Annotated in this window: 15 protein-coding genes and 1 pseudogene; all 16 read left to right on the top strand. The window is 50.8% G+C overall.

The annotated features are described in order from the left end of the window. Nucleotides 1–315 (top strand): annotated as a pseudogene (locus DES29_RS12460) (hypothetical protein); the annotation flags it as partial. Next, nucleotides 312–746, top strand: a complete 435-nt coding sequence (locus DES29_RS12365) for a hypothetical protein (protein WP_147145880.1) — start codon at nucleotides 312–314, stop codon at nucleotides 744–746. The pseudogene DES29_RS12460 and the gene DES29_RS12365, both read left to right, overlap by 4 nt. After that, nucleotides 746–1,099 (top strand): hypothetical protein, encoded by a 354-nt coding sequence (locus DES29_RS12565; protein ID WP_016473682.1) that lies wholly within the window; start codon nucleotides 746–748, stop codon nucleotides 1,097–1,099. Before DES29_RS12365 ends, DES29_RS12565 begins: the two co-directional genes overlap by 1 nt. Then, entirely contained in the window at nucleotides 1,096–2,442 is a 1,347-nt protein-coding gene (locus tag DES29_RS06035; protein WP_113854593.1) for a terminase large subunit domain-containing protein, read from the top strand. The genes DES29_RS12565 and DES29_RS06035 overlap by 4 nt, the downstream gene beginning before the upstream one ends. Before the next feature lie 56 nt (nucleotides 2,443–2,498). Then, nucleotides 2,499–2,930, top strand: coding sequence for a GNAT family N-acetyltransferase (locus DES29_RS06030; protein WP_170126114.1), 432 nt, complete (start codon nucleotides 2,499–2,501; stop codon nucleotides 2,928–2,930). Continuing rightward, nucleotides 2,930–3,232 (top strand): hypothetical protein, encoded by a 303-nt coding sequence (locus DES29_RS06025; protein WP_016473685.1) that lies wholly within the window; start codon nucleotides 2,930–2,932, stop codon nucleotides 3,230–3,232. The genes DES29_RS06030 and DES29_RS06025 overlap by 1 nt, the downstream gene beginning before the upstream one ends. 2 nt (nucleotides 3,233–3,234) lie before the next feature. Next, entirely contained in the window at nucleotides 3,235–4,884 is a 1,650-nt protein-coding gene (locus tag DES29_RS06020) for a portal protein (RefSeq protein WP_113854591.1), read from the top strand. Continuing rightward, on the top strand, nucleotides 4,884–5,234 hold the full coding sequence (locus DES29_RS06015; RefSeq protein WP_113854590.1) for a hypothetical protein: 351 nt from the start codon (nucleotides 4,884–4,886) through the stop codon (nucleotides 5,232–5,234). The genes DES29_RS06020 and DES29_RS06015 overlap by 1 nt, the downstream gene beginning before the upstream one ends. Then, entirely contained in the window at nucleotides 5,227–5,904 is a 678-nt protein-coding gene (locus tag DES29_RS06010) for a hypothetical protein (RefSeq protein ID WP_113854589.1), read from the top strand. Before DES29_RS06015 ends, DES29_RS06010 begins: the two co-directional genes overlap by 8 nt. 9 nt (nucleotides 5,905–5,913) lie before the next feature. Then, on the top strand, nucleotides 5,914–6,909 hold the full coding sequence (locus DES29_RS06005; RefSeq protein WP_016473689.1) for a major capsid protein: 996 nt from the start codon (nucleotides 5,914–5,916) through the stop codon (nucleotides 6,907–6,909). Nucleotides 6,910–6,920: 11 nt separating this feature from the next. Beyond that, nucleotides 6,921–7,322 carry a Bbp16 family capsid cement protein gene (locus DES29_RS06000; protein ID WP_016473690.1) on the top strand — a complete coding sequence of 134 codons (402 nt, stop codon included), beginning with the start codon at nucleotides 6,921–6,923 and terminating at the stop codon, nucleotides 7,320–7,322. A 64-nt stretch (nucleotides 7,323–7,386) separates the two neighbouring features. Beyond that, nucleotides 7,387–8,025 carry a phage connector family protein gene (locus DES29_RS05995; RefSeq protein ID WP_113854588.1) on the top strand — a complete coding sequence of 213 codons (639 nt, stop codon included), beginning with the start codon at nucleotides 7,387–7,389 and terminating at the stop codon, nucleotides 8,023–8,025. Beyond that, a complete protein-coding gene (locus tag DES29_RS12710; RefSeq protein ID WP_201638726.1) occupies nucleotides 8,012–10,759 on the top strand; it encodes a phage tail protein in 2,748 nt (915 codons plus the stop codon). Before DES29_RS05995 ends, DES29_RS12710 begins: the two co-directional genes overlap by 14 nt. Nucleotides 10,760–10,987: 228 nt before the next feature. After that, nucleotides 10,988–11,662 carry a hypothetical protein gene (locus DES29_RS05985; protein WP_147145877.1) on the top strand — a complete coding sequence of 225 codons (675 nt, stop codon included), beginning with the start codon at nucleotides 10,988–10,990 and terminating at the stop codon, nucleotides 11,660–11,662. A 9-nt stretch (nucleotides 11,663–11,671) separates the two neighbouring features. After that, a complete protein-coding gene (locus DES29_RS05980) occupies nucleotides 11,672–13,483 on the top strand; it encodes a hypothetical protein (RefSeq protein WP_113854586.1) in 1,812 nt (603 codons plus the stop codon). A gap of 77 nt (nucleotides 13,484–13,560) precedes the next feature. Then, on the top strand, nucleotides 13,561–20,307 hold the full coding sequence (locus DES29_RS05975; RefSeq protein WP_147145874.1) for a MuF-C-terminal domain-containing protein: 6,747 nt from the start codon (nucleotides 13,561–13,563) through the stop codon (nucleotides 20,305–20,307). Nucleotides 20,308–20,318: the final 11 nt, after the last annotated feature.

Below are 20,318 nucleotides of genomic sequence, written 5' to 3'. Positions count from 1 at the left end.
TGGTCGGCAAAAGCGGCTTTAGTGAAGGCTGCGCGGCAGGAAGCATTCGTCAAAGCTAAACAGGAGCTCATGGGACAACCTGCAACGCTCAAGAGTGGAACTCGGCTGAACGTGCAGCTGATCATTCAACCTCCCGATCGCCGGCGCCGTGACGAGTCGAACATGGTTGAACGTTGCAAGTCGTTCTTCGACGGCATCGCCGATGCGCTCAATATCGACGATTGTTTTTTTCACCATAGAGAGCAGATCTGGCTGGATCCGAAAAAGCCGGGGAGCATCTCTTTCGATATCGACTGGGAGGAGCCAAATGAATGACAAAGAAGAAACAAATGAACGCACTCCTCCGCCCACAGTCCCACTCGGTGTCTCAAAGTTCCTCCCGCCGCTCGCGGTGCAAAAACTCGTCAATGCAGCCTATCGAGCAAAACTGTTCAAGCCAGGATCGTTCGATCGTCGCCGCGAAATTGAGAATGCAATCTTGGTCGTCAAAGCTCAGTGGCCGAAGTTCTTCCGGAAGAACTGAAATGGTGCCTGTAGGCGTTAAAGGGGACAGCATTGGTCAGTATCACCATAGAGCGATCTATACCGATGCTGAAATTGATGAGGTGCTTGCTCTTTGGGATGCCGGCTTTACCGTCGCTTGTATTGCCATAAAGATGGAGATGCCCAAATCGACCGTTTGGGCTGTTTGTCATGGCGTTCTCAGAGGCAAGACTCCGACCAATTGGAAGAGGAAGAAAGTGTGATGGCAAACGAAAGCAATTTGATCCCAAATTCGAAACGAACGCCGAGTGAACGCCGAGAAAATGCGAAAAAGGCAGGCCGTGCATCTGGAGTTTCCCGGCGTCGACGTAAGACCTTCAAAGAGCTTCTGGAAATTGCGCTCATGAAGCAGTGTGAGGGCGAAGGCACTTACGGTGAGGCTGTCGTTGCGTCCATGCTTGAAGCTGCACTTGCCGGTGATGTCAAGGCATTTGTTGCCATTCGCGATACCGTTGGCGAAAAGCCTGTCGAGAAAGTTGCGTCAGAAATTGAAGGCGGTTTGAGGCTCTATTGGGATCGGGCCGCCGCGGCTAAAAAAGAGGACACTGAGACGTGACTGAGACTGCTGTCAAAATTCCATATTGGCCGCGTTATCCTCAGGACGAAATCCATCGGAGGTTTGATGCTCATCGCTTCTGTGTTCTGGTTGCGCATCGTCGAATGGGGAAGACGGTTCTAGCGGTCAATCACTTAATTAAACGCGCCATTGTTGATGGCAAGGAGCGTGGTTTTTACGCATACATAGCACCGTTTCGTGTGCAGGCGAAGGCTATTGCGTGGTCCTACCTCAAGCATTACACGTCGCCGATACCGTACTGCAAGATCAACGAGGGCGAGCTATCGATCATCCTGCCCAACAGAGCGACGATTCGCATCTTTGGCGCGGACAACCCCGATGCTCTGCGAGGGCTTTATTTTGATGGCGTAGTGATGGATGAAGTAGCGCAGATGAAGCCTGAAGTTTGGGGCGAGATCATCCGTCCGGCCTTAGCCGACCGCAAGGGGTGGGCAGTCTTCATTGGAACGCCGAAGGGCATCAATCTGTTCAGCCAGATGTATGACTTAGCGCTAGCACGAGAGGCTAAAGGCGAGAAAGAGTGGAAGGCTATGGTCTACGGTGTTGAACAAACGCGTGTTATTCCAGAGAAGGAGCTCGATAGCCTGCGCAAGGAAATGTCTGAGAACGAGTACCGGCAGGAGTTCCTGTGTGACTTCAATGCTGCGTCAGATGACAATTTGATCAGCATTGACACGGTTCGAGCTGCTGCAGGCAGGCATTACGCTGAGCGTGATTACTCGTCTGCGCCCGTTGTGCTCGGTGTCGACGTCGCTCGCTTTGGTTCTGATTCCACCGTGATATTTCGACGGCAGGGGCTCGTGGCTTTCCCGCCGATCGTCATTCGTGGGCTTGACAACATGGAAGTCGCAGACCGTGTTGCTATTCAGATCGCCCAGCACAACCCGGCACAGGTTTTCATTGACGCAGGCGAAGGCACCGGCGTCATCGATCGTCTCCGGCAAATGCGTTTCAATGTTGCCGAGGTCTACTTTGGCGGTAAAGGGCCGCGTAAAGACATCTTCGAGAATCGCCGCATGGAAATGTGGTGGGAGATGAAGCAGTGGCTGGAGAAGGGCGGAGCAATTCCTCCAGACGAAATACTGCAGGCCGATCTGGCCGCACCTACATACGGTTTTACAACCCGCGGCACAAAGATCCTTGAACCCAAAGACAAGATCAAAGAACGCATTGGTCGTTCACCTGACATGGCTGACGCTCTGGCTTTGACGTTTGCGGCGCCAGTACCTCCACAAATGGATCCACGCCTTGCGAAGATGCTGAATAACCGCCGTCCTTATGATCCGGAACGAGCTTTCGACGATGAGTGGCGCAGCATGTAGCGCGTCCATAAAGCCTCATGTCGTGCCTCGACACTGCCGGCATGAGATACGAAACGATGTCATTGCTTCAAGCGAGACAACTCTGCACGGATTTAATTCAGCACAACTTTGTGGAATCCGGACTGAAAGGATTCCCGCTGGCACTAAACGATGCTGTTTATGAGGCGCTTGATGCTGTTGGTCTGAGTTTTTCGCTTGTGGCCTTCGACGGAGAGCGGCCGGTGGGGCTCTGTTCAGTCTTTATCTCAGTGCATCCCCAGACAACGGGACTGTTTGCAACGAACGACACGATCTTTTGCATGCAGGCCTATCGGTCTCGAGGTGTCGGTGGTCGTTTGATCGTTCTTGCTGAGAGAGAGGCTAAGCAGCGTGGTTGCATTGCTTTTCAATGGCAAAGCGCCGTTGGTTCGTCGCTCGCAACGGCACTTGCCAAGCGGCACTCCGATTCGTATCCCGTCCCGCTCATCACTTTCATCAGGAGGCTCTAATGGGTAGCTCAGTTTGGGGCGCGATTACCGGCGGTTTGTTCGGGCTGTACGATTCGTATCAGGAAAAGCGCGCGAACGACCGTGCTGAAAATTTAGCTAAAGATCAGCTCGAGGCCGAAAAGAGGGCTCAGCAGAATGAAGATCAGGCGCGCAATAAGGCCAATCAGAAGCAGGCTGATCTTGCTGCGCTTCTTGAAGGTAATACAACAAGCGGTCTTGGCAATACTTCGCTTTCGGGCGCTCAAGGTGCTCCGGTCGATCCGAATCGGCTTGGCAAGGGCAACACGCTTCTGGGTGCCTAAACATGGCTCGCGTCGAACCGCGTAAAGTTTTCGAGCGCTTTAGTCAGCTCAAGGAAGAGAGGGCTACTTGGGAGCCGTTGTGGCGAGATATCCGAGATTTCATCTTGCCGCAGGCAGGGGTTTTTGAGGGGGAGAAGCCCTATGAGGGTTGGCGACGTCATCGCAAGATCGTAGACCCAACGCCAATCCAGTACGCCGACATGCTTTCGTCCGGGCTCTATTCTGGCGTTTCTTCACCCGCAAGGCCTTGGTTGAAACTCACTACCAAAGATCCGAAGCTGGATGAAGAACCCGATGTTCGGCAATGGCTTGACGACGTTCAGAAGCAGATGCTTCTGTTATTTGCAAAGTCAGAGGTTTATTCAGCTCTGCATAAATCCTACATTGAGTTGCCGGTTTTCGGCACTGCATGCACGATTTGTCAACGGCATCCGACAGATACCATTGCTCTGCAGAACTTGACGATTGGTGAGTATTGGTTGGCCGATGACGCCTACGGGCGCATTGATACCATGTATCGGCGATTGAGCATGACAGCCAAACAGCTCGTCGATCAGTGGGGTATTGATGCCGTAAGTGCTGATGTAAGTTCGTTCTATCGAACCGATCCGTTCCATCGTGTTGATGTGATTCATGCCATCGAACCTCGGTTCGATCGCGACGCTCACAAGCGAGACGGTCTCAATAAACCGTGGCGCTCTATCTACTTTGAAGAAGGTGCTGACAAGAAGATTCTGTCTGAGGCGGGATTCGATGAATTCCCCGCGCTTTGTCCGCGCTGGATGACATATGCCAACTCTGTTTATGGTCATGGTCCCGGTTCGCTAGCACTGTCGTTCTCGAAGTCGCTGCAACGACTCGCGACTCGAGAGGCAACACTCGTCGATAAGAGCACAAATCCGGCAATGGTCTATCCCATGACTTATACCGGGCAGCTTGATCAACTTCTTCAGCCCGGCGGTTTGATCCCCGTCGGTCCGAACGATGCGCAGTTGGTTCGCCCCGCTTGGGATCTACGAGGTCTTTCTGTGGATTCCCTTGAGGCGCTCATTGCTCGTCGTCAGCAGCAGCTTCAGAGCATTTTTTACGTCAACATCTTCCAAATGATCGCTGCATCGGCTGGAGATCAGAGAACAGCGACCGAAGTTGCTGCACTGCAGCAGGAAAAGTCCATGATGCTTGGCCCTGTACTCGAGCGCCTGCACTCCGAAATGCTAGATCCGTTGGTCGCTACGGCTTTCGGTTTCATGATCGAAGACGATTTGTTGCCGCCGCCGCCCGAAATGCTTCAAGGGCAGCAGCTCTCTGTCGAGTACATTTCCGTGCTTGCTGAGGCACAGCGTACTGCAGACGCTCAAGGTATCACTAAAACAATTCAAGAAATAGGTTTGATTGCTCAGATGAAACCGGATGTCTTGGACAAGCTCGATGCTGACATTGCTGTTGACAAAATCTCGTCAATGAACGGTGTTCCTCCATCCATGATCGTTGCAGGTAAGAACCTCGCACTCATTCGGCAGCAGAGAACACAGGTGCAACAACAAGCCGCAATGCAGCAGCAGGCCATGAATCAGGCAGATGTTCTTAAAAACCTGGGGCAAGCTGTCAATTCTGCCGGTCTGCAGCAAGCCGCTGTACAGGGGTTGTTGTGATGAGCGTCCATAAAGCCTCTACTCTCGAGGGCACCATGAATCTCGAACACGATGACGACTTCGATCCACTTGATCCTGAGATCGAAGAGGAGCGTGCGAAACGGCGCAAGGATGCCGAAAAGCAACTTCTTCAGGATCTCAAGGTTGTGATGGGAACAAAGAGCGGACGCAGAGCAATTTTCTGGATCTTCGAACTTTGTTCGATGTCGAAGAGCGTTACTTCGCTTCAGCCGTTGGCTATGGCGATTGCTTCTGGTCAGCGCGACATCGGTCTTGCTGTTCGGGCTCGAGTCGAAACCGCTTGTCCAGAGTTACTTGAATTAATGGAAAAGGAACATCGAAATGGATGAACCCACTGCAGCTCCAGCCGCATCGACATCGGAGGAAACGCCGACGGCGGCTGCTCCCGCAGGCTCGGGCACACCCCATTCGCCGCCCGCGGGGACGGCTGAACTAGCTCCCGACGCCGCCGCTGATTCAGATAGCGGTATGGGTATTCCAAATGGGGATGGTGCAGACGAGCACAAAGATGATGTTGGTGTTGATGTGCTGGGTTCGCCGGAAGGCGGCTACAGCACTGAGAACCTCAATCTGCCGGAAGGTTTTAAGTTGGACGAGGGTGCGGCTCATGGACTGAGCGAAGTTTGCAAAGAGCTCAATCTTTCGCAAAAAACGTTTTCAACGATTGTGGAGCGCATGTCTCCGCTCCTTGAACAACGTCAGGCAGAACAACGCGACGCTCTCGGTGCTCAATTTCTCGCGGCAGCTAAGGCTGATCCTGACATCGGGCAGGGCAACTGGAAGCAGACGCTCGCTGATGCAAATCGCGCGTTCGGAATGCTCGATAAAGAGACTCAAAAGGTCTTTACGTTCCTTCATCTCAACAAACATCCGGGAGTGATTAGAGCTTTTCGCGACATCGGCCGAGCTCTCGGCAACGACGTCGTTGTGAAGGGGAAGTCATCGGCAGCACCGACCGATCCGGCTAGGGCGTTTTTTTACAACTCAAATATGAACTAAGGAGGCTACATGCCAGTTGCTCAGTATCCGACCCTCGTTGATCTGGCTTCCCGCCTTGATCAGGAAGGTCACATTATTCCGATTGCGGAAGTGCTTTCTAAGCGCGATCCAATTTTGAAGCTGTTGCGTTGGAAAGAATGCAACAAAACCGACGGTTATCTGCACGGAATCCGGACGGGTATTCCTGAGCCGACGTTCCGCAAGCTCTATCAGGGCGTCCAACCGCAGAAGTCCACGACTGCACAGGTTACGGATACTTGCGGCAACATCGAAATGTATGCCGAGGTCGACAAGGATCTAGCCGACGTCAACGGCAACACTGCTCAATGGCGTTTGTCTGAACAGACGCCATTCTTTCAGGGCATGGGTAATACGATGGCGGAAACCATTTTCTATGGCGATACGGACATCAATCCGGATCGTTTTATGGGTATTTCTGCACGTTACAACCAGTTGCCTGGGGCGAAACGTGCTCTGGCAGCACAGCACGTAATCGATGCTGGCGGTACGGGTGACGATCTCACATCGATCTTCATCATCTCGCTTGATCAGTTCTTTGGCATCTATCCGAAGGGATCAAAGATTGGTCTGCAGCATACAGACAAGGGGCAAGAAACCAAGACTCTCCCCGATGGTTCCATGTATGAGGTTTACCGTGACCACTATAAGTGGCAGGCTGGCACGGCCTTAGAAGATTGGCGAGGAGTTGTGCGCGTCGCGAATATCAAGATCTCCGACCTTGTCGGCGGCACCGGCACGTTCACTTCGGACGTTCTGGTTAAAACCCTCATTCGTGCAAAGAACAAGATTCCAGCCGACCTGTCGACTAACGTACACATGTTTTGCTGCGAAGAGGTCAAGACGGCACTCGAAATTGCCGCCTTGGAGAAGAGCTCCAACGCTGTCAAGATCGTTGAAGCTGCAGATCAGTTCCGCTCGCTCTTCTTCAACATTCCGATCGAAGTTTCCGATTCGATCAGCACAACCGAAGCGCAGATCAAGTAAGGAGGTGCCTCATGCGTCTTGATACTCAATCTCTCTTCTCGGATACTCAGAAACTTTCAGGAGCTTCTGCAACCGGAACCAATGTTCTCGATATCGGTAAGGCTGGTGTTGCAGAACACGAGCTTTTCGTTGTTGCTCGTTTTGATACAGATACGCATGGTTGCGTCAAGGTCACCATTCAGGGATCTGTTGATGGTACGACATTCGTTGATGTTGCTTCGGCGGCGGTCACTGATACCACGGCCGGGGCCGGTGTGAACATCCGTCTTCCTCAAGCATGTCCGCGTTACCTTAAAGCTGTCTATAACGCGGCGACGTCCGGCACACTCAAAGGCAATGTTACTTGCGGCATCACACTGCAGGCTCCGTCGCCACGCGGTGCTCGTATTAGCGACTTCGCAGCGAATGTCTGAAAGGAGGTGATCCTTTTATCTCGGGGGCTACGGCCCCCGTTTTTGTTGGTTTTACGAGGATCCTATGGCTACTGAAGTCGATATCTGCAATGTTGCTCTTGCTCGATTAGGTGATGAGGCGACTCTTACTTCGATTGATCCTCCAGAAGGGTCAGCGCAGGCCGACCACTGTGCGCGTTTCTATCCGATCTGCAAGGACAAAATCCTGCGTGAATATCCATGGAGCTTCGCCGTCAAGCGCAAGACTCCAGCAGAACTTTTAACGGAGCCTCTTGGAGGAGATGAACATGCCTTCATGCTCCCAACAGACTGTTTGAACCTCTTGAGTGTGCATATTCCAGGCGAATCTCGATCACGATGCGGCCTGACGGAATACACCGTTGAGAATTTCCAAAATGCTCGTGCGATTATTTGCAGCGAACCGTCAATTTGGCTTCGTTATGTGTCAGATGAAGTCCCTTCGCAGGCATTCCCTACAGATTTCTGCGATGCCCTTTCTTGGCTGCTTGCCTCTTATCTCGCTGGCCCTATGATCGCAGGTTCTTCAGGAGCCACTATGGCAGCGAATTACATGAAGCTCTATGAAGAGGCTTTAGGCAAAGCTATGCAAGCTGATGCACGCAACAACAATCGCCGTTCACATGCGCGAACGGTCTTCATGCCTGACACCGATCAGGACGGAGGCGTTTATGGCTTCAACTAAGGTCCTGCAGAGGTCGTTTACTGGCGGGGAGATTTCCCCGCAAATGTACGGACGTATTGACGACGCGAAGTATCAAGCTGGGCTTGAAATTTGCCGGAATTTTGTTGTTCTTCCGCAAGGACCGGTGGAGAATCGCGCGGGTTTTGCCTATGTCAATCACGCAAAATACTCGAACAAAAAGTGTCGATTGATTCCCTTTACGTTCAATAGTGACCAGACGATGGTCATTGAACTTGGAGATAAATACGCCCGTTTTCATACTCAAGGCAAGACTCTTATGAATGGCGATGAGCCATACGAAATTAAGACGCCGTGGACATCGGCCGATGTTTTTGATGTTCATTATGTGCAGTCTGCTGACGTTGTGACGCTTGTGCATCCTGCGTATGCACCTGTCGAACTGCGTCGATACAGTCTCACCGATTGGCGTATCGAGAAATTGAGCTTCAACCCAACGCTTTCTGCGCCAACGGGGGTAAAAGCAGAACGAAATGCAAAGGCTGAAGATGATAAGAATGAAAACAACTACACGTTTGAGTATCGGGTTTCGTCGCTCAATACAGATAAAACAGCAGAAAGTGAGGCTTCAAAATCTGTGCCTGTTGTGGCCAATCTTTATGCATACGGCACGACGGTCAAGATCAGTTGGAATGCAGTTGCAGGGGCATCTTGGTATCGTGTCTACAAAAATCAGGGAGGCCTTTACGGTTATATCGGCGATACGGATGGAACATCCATCATTGATGACAACATCAAAGCTGATACGAGCATTACTCCACGTCGTTATGACGACGTCTTTAAACAAGCAAAGGGCATTATCAGTGCGACGGTTACGAATGGCGGATCTGGTTATTGGCCTGCGGGGATCGCCCCGCTGCCTAAGAATTTCCTAGAGACGTTCAAGGACAAGTGCAGGACTGACAGGTACAAATTTAAACATGATGAAGCCGGACACCATTTCAATCCCAGTATCACGTATAAGGATGGGGCTCTGATCATTCAGTCTGGGTGGGAATCTGGATCTTTCTCTGGGTCTCTAATGAACCCAGAGATTGCAATTGTCGACGGCGACCATCCAAAAGAAAATGGACCTGGTTCTGGGGCTGATGTTTCTTGGGAATTCACGAGATCAACTGAATCTAGAGAAGGATATACGTCGGATGAGACATATACTGAATATCGATATACAGTAAAAATTACAAGCATTACCGTGAATAATTCTGGAACGAATTACAAAAAGCCGTATTTAAGAATTCGCTTTGATTTTGCGCGCTCTAAAGATTGGTGGTACGACCGAATTCTTATTCCCCTAGAAGTTGTTGAATCACCTACGTGTAATATCACTGACACCACCGGATTTGGTGGTGAGGTTACGCTCGGCGTCGCTGATGGGAAGATTGTTTCTGCAACGGTACGGAGTGGCGGGCGTGGTTACACGAATCCTCAAGCTCACATTTATTCGGCGAGTGGCGCAGGCGCTTCTATTCGCTTACAGGTCGGCGATGCCGGAGACTATCCGGCTGCGGTTGGCTATTTCGAACAGCGCCGGTGCTTTGCGGGTATGCGTAATGATCCTCAACGCATTGTGATGTCTCGTTCTGCAACTGAATCTGATTTTTCCTATTCGTTGCCAACTCGCGATGAAGATCGTATTTCCTATGCGATTGCTGTCACTCAGTTCAATCAGATTCGGCACATCATTCCATTGTCGCAACTTCTACTGCTGACATCTGGTGCTGAGGTTCGCATTGACTCTCTTAACTCCGACTCTCTCACACCGACGTCCTTTAGTGCTCGAACACAGGCGGCTGAAGGTGCCTCCAACGTGCAGCCAGTAATGGTCAACAATAATCTTATCTATTGTGCGGCTCGAGGTGGTCATGTTCGCGAATTTGCATATCAGTATCAGGCCGGTGGGTTTGTTACATCTGATCTCTGTCTGCGTGCACCTCATCTTTTCGACTTCAAAACGATACAGGACCAAACCTTCTCAAAAGCACCTGTACCGATGCTTTGGTTCGTTTCTTCAGACGGCACACTCCTAGGGCTTACGTACATTGCTTCTGAGGGAGTTGGGGCATGGCACCAACATCAGACAGACGGCGCCTTTGAGAGCTGTGCCTGTGTTGCCGAAGGTGATGAGGATGTCCTTTACTGCGTTGTTCGTCGAGACAATCAACGCTTCATTGAACGTATGGCGAAGCGTAACTTTGACAGTCAGTCTGACGCCTTCTTTGTTGATTGCGGAGGAACATACCGAGGAAATCCAACGACGATTGTTAGCGGGTTAACGTGGCTTGAAGGTAAAACCGTATCAATTCTGGCAGACGGTGCTGTGCTTCCTCAACAAATAGTCAGCGATGGAAGAGTTAACCTTGAAGTCCCAGCGTCTGTTGTTCATGTAGGACTGCCATATACCAGTGATCTGAAGACTCTCCCTTGCGTCCTGAACGATTCGAGTTATGGCTCTGCTCGGCAGAAGAATGTGACGAAGGTCTATCTACGAGTCTACCGGTCCTCAGGGATTCAAGCTGGCCATTCTTTTGATGATATTGCTATGGTTGAATACAAACAGCGTAAGGCAGAACAACCAGGAGATCCCGCTGAACTTGTGACTGGAGAAATTCCATTGCAGCTCAAACCGTCATGGACAGATTCCGGTCAGATCTGCGTTAGACAGGAGGATCCTCTGCCTGTAACAATACAGGCGGTCACCGGGATTATCTCGGCTTGATTTTTCGGCGTTCATAAAGCGAGCTGGTAGGGAAGTACCTTTCGGGCATCTCGAGAGGTATTTTCTATGAATGAAAACAGAGGTTCGCTGAGCTTCCTAAACGTTGATGTCTACCGATCATCACCATGGGACTCGTATGGGACTTTTCGATCTGGAGCCGGATCGTATTCCTGGAATGCCCCTGTTCAAACATCAATGGGGCAGCAGCAGTCTTCGGCCACGAAAGGCATGACGCAAGTTGAAGCGACCAATTCCATTGGTGAAGGCATCAAGAGCATGCCGAACTTCAACAACTTTGTCCAGGGGATGAAAATCGGTTATCAGGGCGTTAAAGATACGCTTGGCCCGTTTCTCTCTTATCGCAAAGCAAAGCAGCAGAAGGCGATTCTTGGCATGCAAGCCGAGCTTCTGGATATGCAGGCGCGAACGTATCAGACGGCCGCGGATGATGCCATGCGTGCAGGCATGCAGCAAGCTTCAGCAATTTCCTTCCAAACCGGACAGCAGAAGTCCTCGGCTCGAACTTCCATGGCCGCACATGGTGTGCGTGTTGGGGCTCAGGGTTCAAGCGCAGAAGTTTTAACGGATTACGACATCTCGAAGGAGATTCAGGTCAATCAGATCATGGCGAATGCCGTCGCGCAGTCTTTCGGATACCGCCGTGCTGCCGTAGGCGTCTCAAATAAGGCTTTGGCTGTTCGCTCTGCGCAGAAATCCATCACGCCTTGGGCAGCAGCGATTACGACGATGGTACGAAGCGCAATGGAATCCTCCGACATGATGGGCAGCATGTCTGGTGGCGGAAAAGGCGGTGGTATGAGCGGAAGTACCTGGCAGAACTTTGGCTCCTTCTTTGGCAAGGGTGCCGGCAAAGCGGCCGGCGGCATGAGCGCCGCTAAATAAGGAGCAGATATGGCTATTACTGTTCCGAAAAATCCATTCAGTATCAATGTTGCTATTGGTTCGACGGAAAACATGGGAGGTCTTCAAGCGGCTCCTAAAACAGAGTTTTCACAGGACGCATTGGCACAGAGCGTAGTAGAGAGGTTCGACAAATTCTCTCAGACTGTGGACAAGTGGCAGAGCGAACTTGATCAGGTTCGCGCCAAGGATTTGATTACTCAGCTCGAAGAGAAGCGCCTTGATCTTCGTTACAACAAAGATTCTGGCTATCAAACCCTGTTAGGGATTAATGCTCTTGAACGTCCGAATGGGAAGAGTCTTACGGATGAGGTGAGTGCAAATTTCAAAGAGACATACGATGCGATTCGTTTGAAGGCAGGGAATCCACGGCAGCGTGCCGCATTGGATGCTTACTTTCAGGATGCGTCAGCCAAATTGAGAAGTGATGTTGGCTCTTGGGAGTTCAAACAAGCACAGGTCTATCAAGTGGATCAGGCTCAGGCGCAATTCCGTTTGGGTATGACTCAGGCGCTTTCGGACGATCCCGAATTGCAAGCTTCAGGAGAGGCTGTTGTTCGTGACGCCGCTTTGACAGTTGCACGAATTAGCGGCAAGACGGTCGACATGGCTAAATATATGGGGCCGATTCATGCCATGCGTATCTCCAAGATGGTTGACGATCTGTCTCCTACGGAGGCAAAAGCATATCTGTCGGCGCATCGGGATGAGATGTCGGCCGACCAAATCGCGCAGGCTGATAAGTATGTCCGGGCAGGGCTTCAGGATCAGAAGGAAAAGCGTATCGCGGCGAGCATTCTGAAGTCGGCTAATTCAGAGTCAGAAGCCCTTAAAGCAGTGGCTGGTCAGGATGAAAAATCTCGTGCTGGTGTAGAGAGAATCGTGAAGAAACACTACGCCCTTGAAGATGCAATCAAAAAAGAGCGTCTCTCAGAGATCACGGATGCGGTTTGGAATTTCGTAGCGGACAAAGTTTCGAAAGGTGAGGAAGTGACGATTCCGACCACCTTGATGGAAGATCTTCGCGAACTTGATCCTAAGGGATACCTGTCACTGAATACTTATATTGGCAAGCTTGAACGTGGGGAATCTGTAAAAACAGATATGACGACATGGGGGATGTTAGAACGCATGTCTGCTCAGGATCCAGAAAGATTTGCCAATCTCAATTTGAATTCTTTTGCTGATCGAATCAGCCCTACTGATTTAAAAGGGCTTAAGCGAACTCAGGAACAGTTATCGAATGAAGACCGAAAGGCTTACCTGAGCGACGTGAAATCGTTAGTGAAGGCAAATAAAAAACTGAAAGCACGTTGGCCGGAGGTTTTAAATGCGGCTGGCGAATGGTTCGATTATCAGGCGCAACAGTATCAGAAAGGTGTCATACCACGAGATGTTCTTGAGCGCGGCAAAGCGGGGATCGTATCTAGGCTGGAGGGTTCTGGATGGTTCTCTGATGATCCTTATGCCTTTGAGGCGATCAATTCCGGTGCAGTAACGGATATTGCTTCGGGGTTTTTCCGTGGTGCTTACAAAGCGTCTGGGTCTGATGCTGACAACAAGACATTCGTTCTTAAAAAATTTGGCATTCAGCTTGATTCACTATCGAAGGAACAAAAAGCCGTGGCCGATGCGTTGCGCCGTGGCTATGGATGGCCGCCAGAAGTGATGGCTCAAGCCTTGAGGGAGCTTGAGAAGCACCGTAAGGCATCCAAATATGTGTCGAACGCACAGATCACTAATGAAGATATATCGAACATGTGCGCGGCCATCATTTTTCAGAATACTCAGAAGGCAAAGTAATGGCTCAGATTACCGTTCCCGGCAGCACTGCAGAATCTACTAACGTCACTCCTGTCTCCGCGGAGGTGCCCACAGGCGTGACGCTTCCTGAACAGATTGACGACTTCACAGCACAAACGAATGCGGCCGAGCCGTCAGGGCCAACTGTGGATGCTGCGCAAGATCTTCCGATTGAACAACCGGAATGGAACTACTTTGATGATCAGTACGAAATTCGTCGCATGGCGGCAGATGCACTTGATCGCGGCGATTCGCAAAAGGCTATTCGTGTGGCGGCGCTTGCTGAGCACTACAACCGTTCACAGCTTGAGGTAGAACTCAACCTTGATCGAGAAGAGAAACGCCTGCAGCGCGAACAGACCGAAACGTTGCTTGCAGATTTGCCGACCTCGAGTCGTTATTTTCAGGAGAACCCACTTGAAGCGCCAATCTTCAAAAATGATCTGAAACCGCTGGCACTGATGGAGAAGCAGTTTGGGAGGCTCGGATCGGCACAGTCATGGAAACCTGAAATTGATCCGCACACCAAACCTTCTGGAACATTCAGCCGTGAAAAGCCACTGCGTCTTGGCGACGATGAATCCACTGGGGATGAAGAACTTGACGAACGTATTCAGCTCGTAAAGAGACCTGGTGACTATTTGTCTGACACCGTTGGACATCTTGGTGATTGGTACAAAGTTGGCACGCTTCAGACAGAACAAGGACTTCTTTGGAATCGTGCGCGTCAAGGCTTCACGCGGATTGATGAACATCTCCTCAGTGAGGATCGTCGGCTCGAGTCGGAAATGAAAACCCTTACGGGAGACGCCGAAGGAAATGCCATTTATGAGGCTGCTGTTGTAGTTGGTCAAATGGTTTCTTCAATGTTCTCGGGAAGTGGTATTGAAGGAGCGGCCAAAGGTGCAGCGGTCGGAGGTATGTCTGCTTCCGTCATTCCTGGTATTGGCACTGTGGCAGGTCTTGTCGGCGGGTCAGCGCTTGGTGCAGCAACACAGTCCACTTTTGATGTCGAAGCAGGGTCTTCTTACCGTGACATGTATATGGCTAAGGTTGATCCGGCTGCTGCACGTTGGTTGTCGACTGGAGCAGGGGCTGTCAACTCTCTTATAGAAATGGTTGGCATAAAGGTGCTTGGCTCCGCCGCCAAGCCTCTGCTTGGTACCTTGATGACAAAGTATGGGGCAAAGACCGTGAATGCCGCACTTGCCACGTCGACGATGGGAACAGTTCTGAAGCATGCGGCATTGGCCTATGCAGGAGGTGTTGGTGAAGAGGTCGCAACTGAAGTCATGCAGGAAGGTGTGAATATGGCGTCCGAAGAGATAGCTCGCCTTTATGCCAATGGAAACTTTGATGCAGTGAATGGAGAGGCACTCTTTGATCGATTGTCTGAAATCGCTTGGAAGACGCTGCAGGCTACGGCAGTACTTGGCGCTTTGGGTGGTGGTGCTGCAGTCGGCGTTGGCGCACATAAGGTACATCGTGCAAACCAAACAAAAGAATTCTTTGAGACAGCAGCACAGGCTGTGCCGCAGATGGAGTCTATTCAGACGGCTCCAAACAAGATTCAGGCATTAATCGCTCGTCAGGCAGATGCAGCAGGAGCGCCGACCACTTACATTGACGGAGCAGAGTTCCGTCAGGCAATGATTGATCAAAACGTCTCTATGACTGATCTACGGCAGATTGCGCCAGAAGTCGCAGATCAGGTTGAAGCTGCTGCCGATCTGGGAGTCGATGTTGAGGTGTCGACCTCTGAGTACGCTACTAAATTCGCAAGTACACCGCTCGGACAGCGTCTTACAGATCATGTTCGTCTTGCTCCGGATGCCTTGAGTGTGGCAGATCTAATCAAGGTTGATCAGGCTCGCAAGGATCTCATGAAGCAGATCGTGAAGGCCTCTTTCGATGGCAGTGAGCAGAAACTTGCCGATCGGTTCTTAGATTCTGTCGAAAACCGACAGTGGCGTCAGGAGAGCTCACGTATCGAAAAAATGCTTGCCGCACAGATTCATACTGTCGCCCCACATTTTCAAAAGGCGGAAGTTCTCACGCAGGCTCGACTTGGTGCGTCCATGGTGACGTTACTCGCTCAGCGCTCTGGACTTCCAATTGAGCGGATTGGACAGATCATGCCGTCGATTTTGGCAGAGCCCCAGGCCGGCTCCCACCTCGAACAGGTCAATGTGTTGAGTCCAGAGGATAAGTTGGCACAGGAGGTGGCTGCTTGGAGCGACCAGATCGATCAGATGCAAACTAAACCCAGTCAGCCGGTACTCATGCTCAAGCAGACGCCATTAGTTATGCATCTGGTAGGTGCGGATTTTCATGAGCTGAAAGCGCATCCGCACGTCTTTGATGGGTTTTTCCCTTGGGCTGAAAGGTCAAGCGCTACACACCATTCACACCCTGAGATGACGCGTGAGGTCCTGAAACAGCTACCTACAGCGCTTGCTGATCCAATCGCCATCTTCAAGGACGACCGTCGACAAGGTTCTTACACATTTATGCTTGAGCTTTTAGACGCAAAGGGGAAAACGGTGGTTGTTCCCATCCAGTTTGAGGCGCAAGGTTACTACGGCACCATTAATCTGGTTAAAACTGCATTTGGTAAGAAAAACGACTTGTTCTTTAGTCTGCAAGAACAAAATGATGCAGTTGTTTATGCAAATACCGAAAAAATAAAGCGCTGGAACCTTAACTCCAGGACCAATCCCTTTCGCGGTTCCAACGCTTCAGGTGACAGAGTACTCACCGAAGATGATCTTGTCAAGGCAAAGGAGGCATTTCCAGGGCTCTATCAAGAGAGTAACGCGGGACAACGCGGCTCCTTCAGTCCTCTGACAAACACCATCGCTCTTACACCGAACGCTGATCTCTCGACTTTTGCCCACGAAATGTCACATTGGTACCTCGCGAACTTGATTGAATTATCAAAGCTCGACGGCGTGGATCTCAGTGTGACAGAGGACGTCGAGACACTACTCAAGGAGTTCGGCCTCAAGGACGTCACCCAATGGGATGCTTTGGGGTTTGAAGGACAACGGAAATTCCATGAACGCTTCGCCTATCAGGCAGAGGTCTATCTGTCAACTGGTCATGCACCGACGCGAAGTCTTGAGCGGTTTTTCGCACGCTTTGCATCGTGGATAAAGAGTGTTTATTTGCAGTGGTCGGGCGATGCTCGTGCGGCTCTGAGCGCTTCTTATCAGGCGGAGTTCGGTGAAGATTTGCCGGATATCTCTCCCGGCATGAAACGCGTTTTCGACCGTATGCTCGTGGCGCAGCGTGATCTTGATTTGGCTGAATCTGCAAATGGCCTGAAACCGCTCTTTGATCAAAAACCAGAGGACATGCCGGAAGATCAGTGGCGCGAGCTAATGGCCGCACGTGATGAAGCAACAGCACGGGGCGAAGCGAAGCTCTTTGAGGCACAGGCAAAGGACGAAAAGTGGTATGTCAATGCTCGGCTGCGGAGTGCTCGTCGTATTGATCGTGAAGCGAAAGATTATCGCGACAGAGTTGAGGAAAAAGTTCGTGCTCGTATCAATGCCAGAAAAGAATTCGCGGCATTCGATGCCCTTAAATCAGGTGGCAAGGTTTTTGGTATTGAGAACTTAAAGATTGACCCTGAAAGTTTGGATGGCCTGGGGCTTAAACCTGCTGTGGTGGCGAAGCTTCAAAAACTTGGTCTAACAAAGAAGTCTGGGTTTCCAATTACGGCGGCCAGGCAACTGCTTCAACCGATTGCCCGCTTCAAAACAAACGAGCAGTTAGTGGCAGGTTTAATTGCTGGCAGCAAAGATCGAGAGAAAATCATTCAAGATGAGACATCTCGCATCTGTTTAGAAAATAAGAGTGATTACTTCGATCCCATAAAGAAAGAGGAGTTGATTGAGAAGGCGATCCATTCGGAGGCTCGCGGCCGTATGGTTGCGACGGAGCTTAAATACCTCGCCGGCGACAAGACTTTGAGTGCACGAGTGATTCGGGAGGCTGCCCGTCAAGTTGCACTCGAGCGGTTTGAGCAAATGAGGGCAGGGAAGATCAATCCGAAGACCTTCATGGCGGCTGAAGCTCGAGCTTCGCGCGAGGCTTACTCAAAACTCGTTGCAGGGGATCGGTTGGGGGCGGCCATGGCAAAACGTCGGCAGCTTCTCAACCATGAGTTCGCACTGATGGCGATCGACTTTAAACGTACGATGGATCATCTCTCCGATTTGCGCAAACAGATTTTCAAGAGCGACAAGGAGCTTGCAAAGACTAGAGATATCGATGTAATTGCCGTGGCTCGCTATATCCTCAATGCTTCTGGTTTTGGCCGTATCCACCCGAAGGACATGAACGCTAATGCCCTTGAGAAAACCATCGAAAAGTTTAAGAACAACGATGCGAATAAGTTTGAAGAGTACAAAGCAATTCTTGCACCGTACGGCTATTCACCAGGGCGCAATTATGACTGGCGAACTTATGCAGTCGCAGATGTTCGAGCAATCCTGCAGCAGGTGAACGATTTTTGGAAGAAGGCAGGAGATGACCGTGCTGTGCTGCTTCATGGCCGCCGCAAGAATCTCACCGAGGTTGTGGATGAGCTAGTAACTCATATTGATAATGGAAAGGACATCTTCTCGGCGGGGGCAAAATCTGCTGTTACGCCCATGGAGAAGCTGCGCTTTCACTATTTGGGGTGGAAGGCAAGCATGATGCGTGTTGAATCCTGGTGTCGCATTATGGATGGAGGCCGCGCAGGGATCTTCTCGAAGTACATCTATCAGCCCGTCGAAAATGCTGTCGTACGTTACAAGAACGAGAACATGGAATATCAAAGGCGGTTTGGAGAAATTCTCCAATCTGCTGAGAAAGAATGGGGACAGTCCGACGCGATTGAGGCTCCAGAAATTAACTACACCTTCAATACAAAAGCTGAATTGATGGGTGCAATTTTGCACACTGGGAACGCCTCAAACAAACGTAAGTTGCTCTTGGGTGGGCGTGGTATTGATGACAATAACGTGCGTCACGCCTGGGCTGCCATTAAGGAGCGCGATGACGGCACGCAGTATGTCGACACCTCGGCATGGGACAGTTTTATCAATCGCATGTACGTGCAAGGGCGGGTTACGAAGGCCGATATGGATGCGGTTCAAGCGATCTGGGACCTGCTTGAGGAAACTAAGCCAAAAGCACAGGCGGCCTACATGGAAATGTACGGGTATCGCTTTGAAGAGGTGCAGGTAACGTCCGTAGTGACACCCTTTGGTACCTACCGAGGAGGCTATGTTCCGGCGGTGACCGATCGGTATCTCTATCAAAAGCGAGATGCGCAGATGAAACAGGAGGAGCTTGAGAGATCAAACTTTCTCACGTTGATGCCTGTTCACAAACCAGGGTTTTCAAAAACACGCGTTGAGGATTTCACGCAGCCGTTACAGCTCAATGTGGCGGCTTACGGCATGCATATTGCGAAGGTTCTTCGATTTGCAGACATTGCTCCTGCCGTCATGCAGGTCGACAAGATCATTACGAATCACAGATTCCAAGATGCTATCGCTGCGCATAATCCGAGATTGGTCTCACAGATGTTAAAGCCGTTCCTCACGCGCGCAGTTGGTCAAACGGTATCTGATGGAAAAATCGGTTGGGTTGACAGAACGTTCAATCACTTGCGCGGTCTCGCAGGCATGAACGTGATGTTCTTAAATTTGATCAATACCTTTCAGCAGTGGACGGGTTTCAGCATTGCAGCCTCAAAAGTGCCAGCTTCATTAATTGGTCGTGCTTTTAAAGAATATGGCCTAGCTCCTAAGGAGTGTGCGGAGTTCGTGAAGGCGGCATCCCCATTTATGCGGCAGCGCCTTGATAACTTTGCCTATGAATACCAATCGACAATAGAGGAAATAGGTAACCAACAAGTTCAAAAAATTTCTCAAGTGCAAGGCTTAGGCAACAAGGCGGCCGCCGTTTGGTCGAAAGGGGCGCCAGTTCGCGATATGGTCAACCGCCATGGGTATATTCTGCAGACGCTTGCACAGTATCCGATTGACGTCTCTGTCTGGAAGGCGGCTTACGAATATAACTACAGTCATGGCATGTCACACGAAGAAGCCGTACAGGAGGCTGATAGCGTTATTCGAACGACGCAGTCTGACTTTAATCCCGAAAACGTATCTGCAATTGAAGCTGGTTCTGCGCTGAAGCGCTTTTTCCTGGTTTTCTACAATTATTTCAATATGCAGTACAACCTGCTTCAGGAGCGTGCGGCATTCCGTAAGGCCACGAAGCAGTATGGACGTTTTGCTCTTGATGCAATATTGATCGTCTGGATTCCCTCTGTGGTTGGGAAGCTTATTACTGATGCACTGATGGGAGGCAGTGATGATGACGACGATGCCCTCGATGCATTGGACATCATTCAACTCACAGTAGGTGAACCGTTAAAGGGGACTATTTCAATGGTCCCTCTTGCGGGACAAATTTCAGCGTTTGCAGGGGCAAAGATGGCGCAAGCGGGATCTGTGACTGCACAGGCGATTTGGGGGAAGTCTCCTTATGTTGGTCGTGTCGGATCCGCACCTGCCATCATGTTGATGGAGGGTGCGATTTCAGGAGCATCCGATATTGTGAGAATCATTAACGACGACGAGAAAGTTAATGGCCGAACGGCGACTCGCAACATCCTTGATTTGACGGCAGTAGCAACAGGTATGCCTGTGGGTGGCCTCAAACGTCCAATTGGCTACATAGCGGGGGTGGTCTCTGGCGACATTGATGAACCTGAAACGGCGCTGCAGGCTGTGCGCGGTCTTGTCGGAGGAAAGTAGCCGTCCATAAA

Origin of the sequence: Sutterella wadsworthensis (assembly GCF_003315195.1) — a bacterium.
GTDB classification, from domain to species: Bacteria; Pseudomonadota; Gammaproteobacteria; order Burkholderiales; family Burkholderiaceae_F; genus Sutterella; species Sutterella wadsworthensis.
The sequence above is the reverse complement of the archived record's forward strand: the minus strand, read 5'-3'. Positions and strand labels throughout refer to the sequence as shown.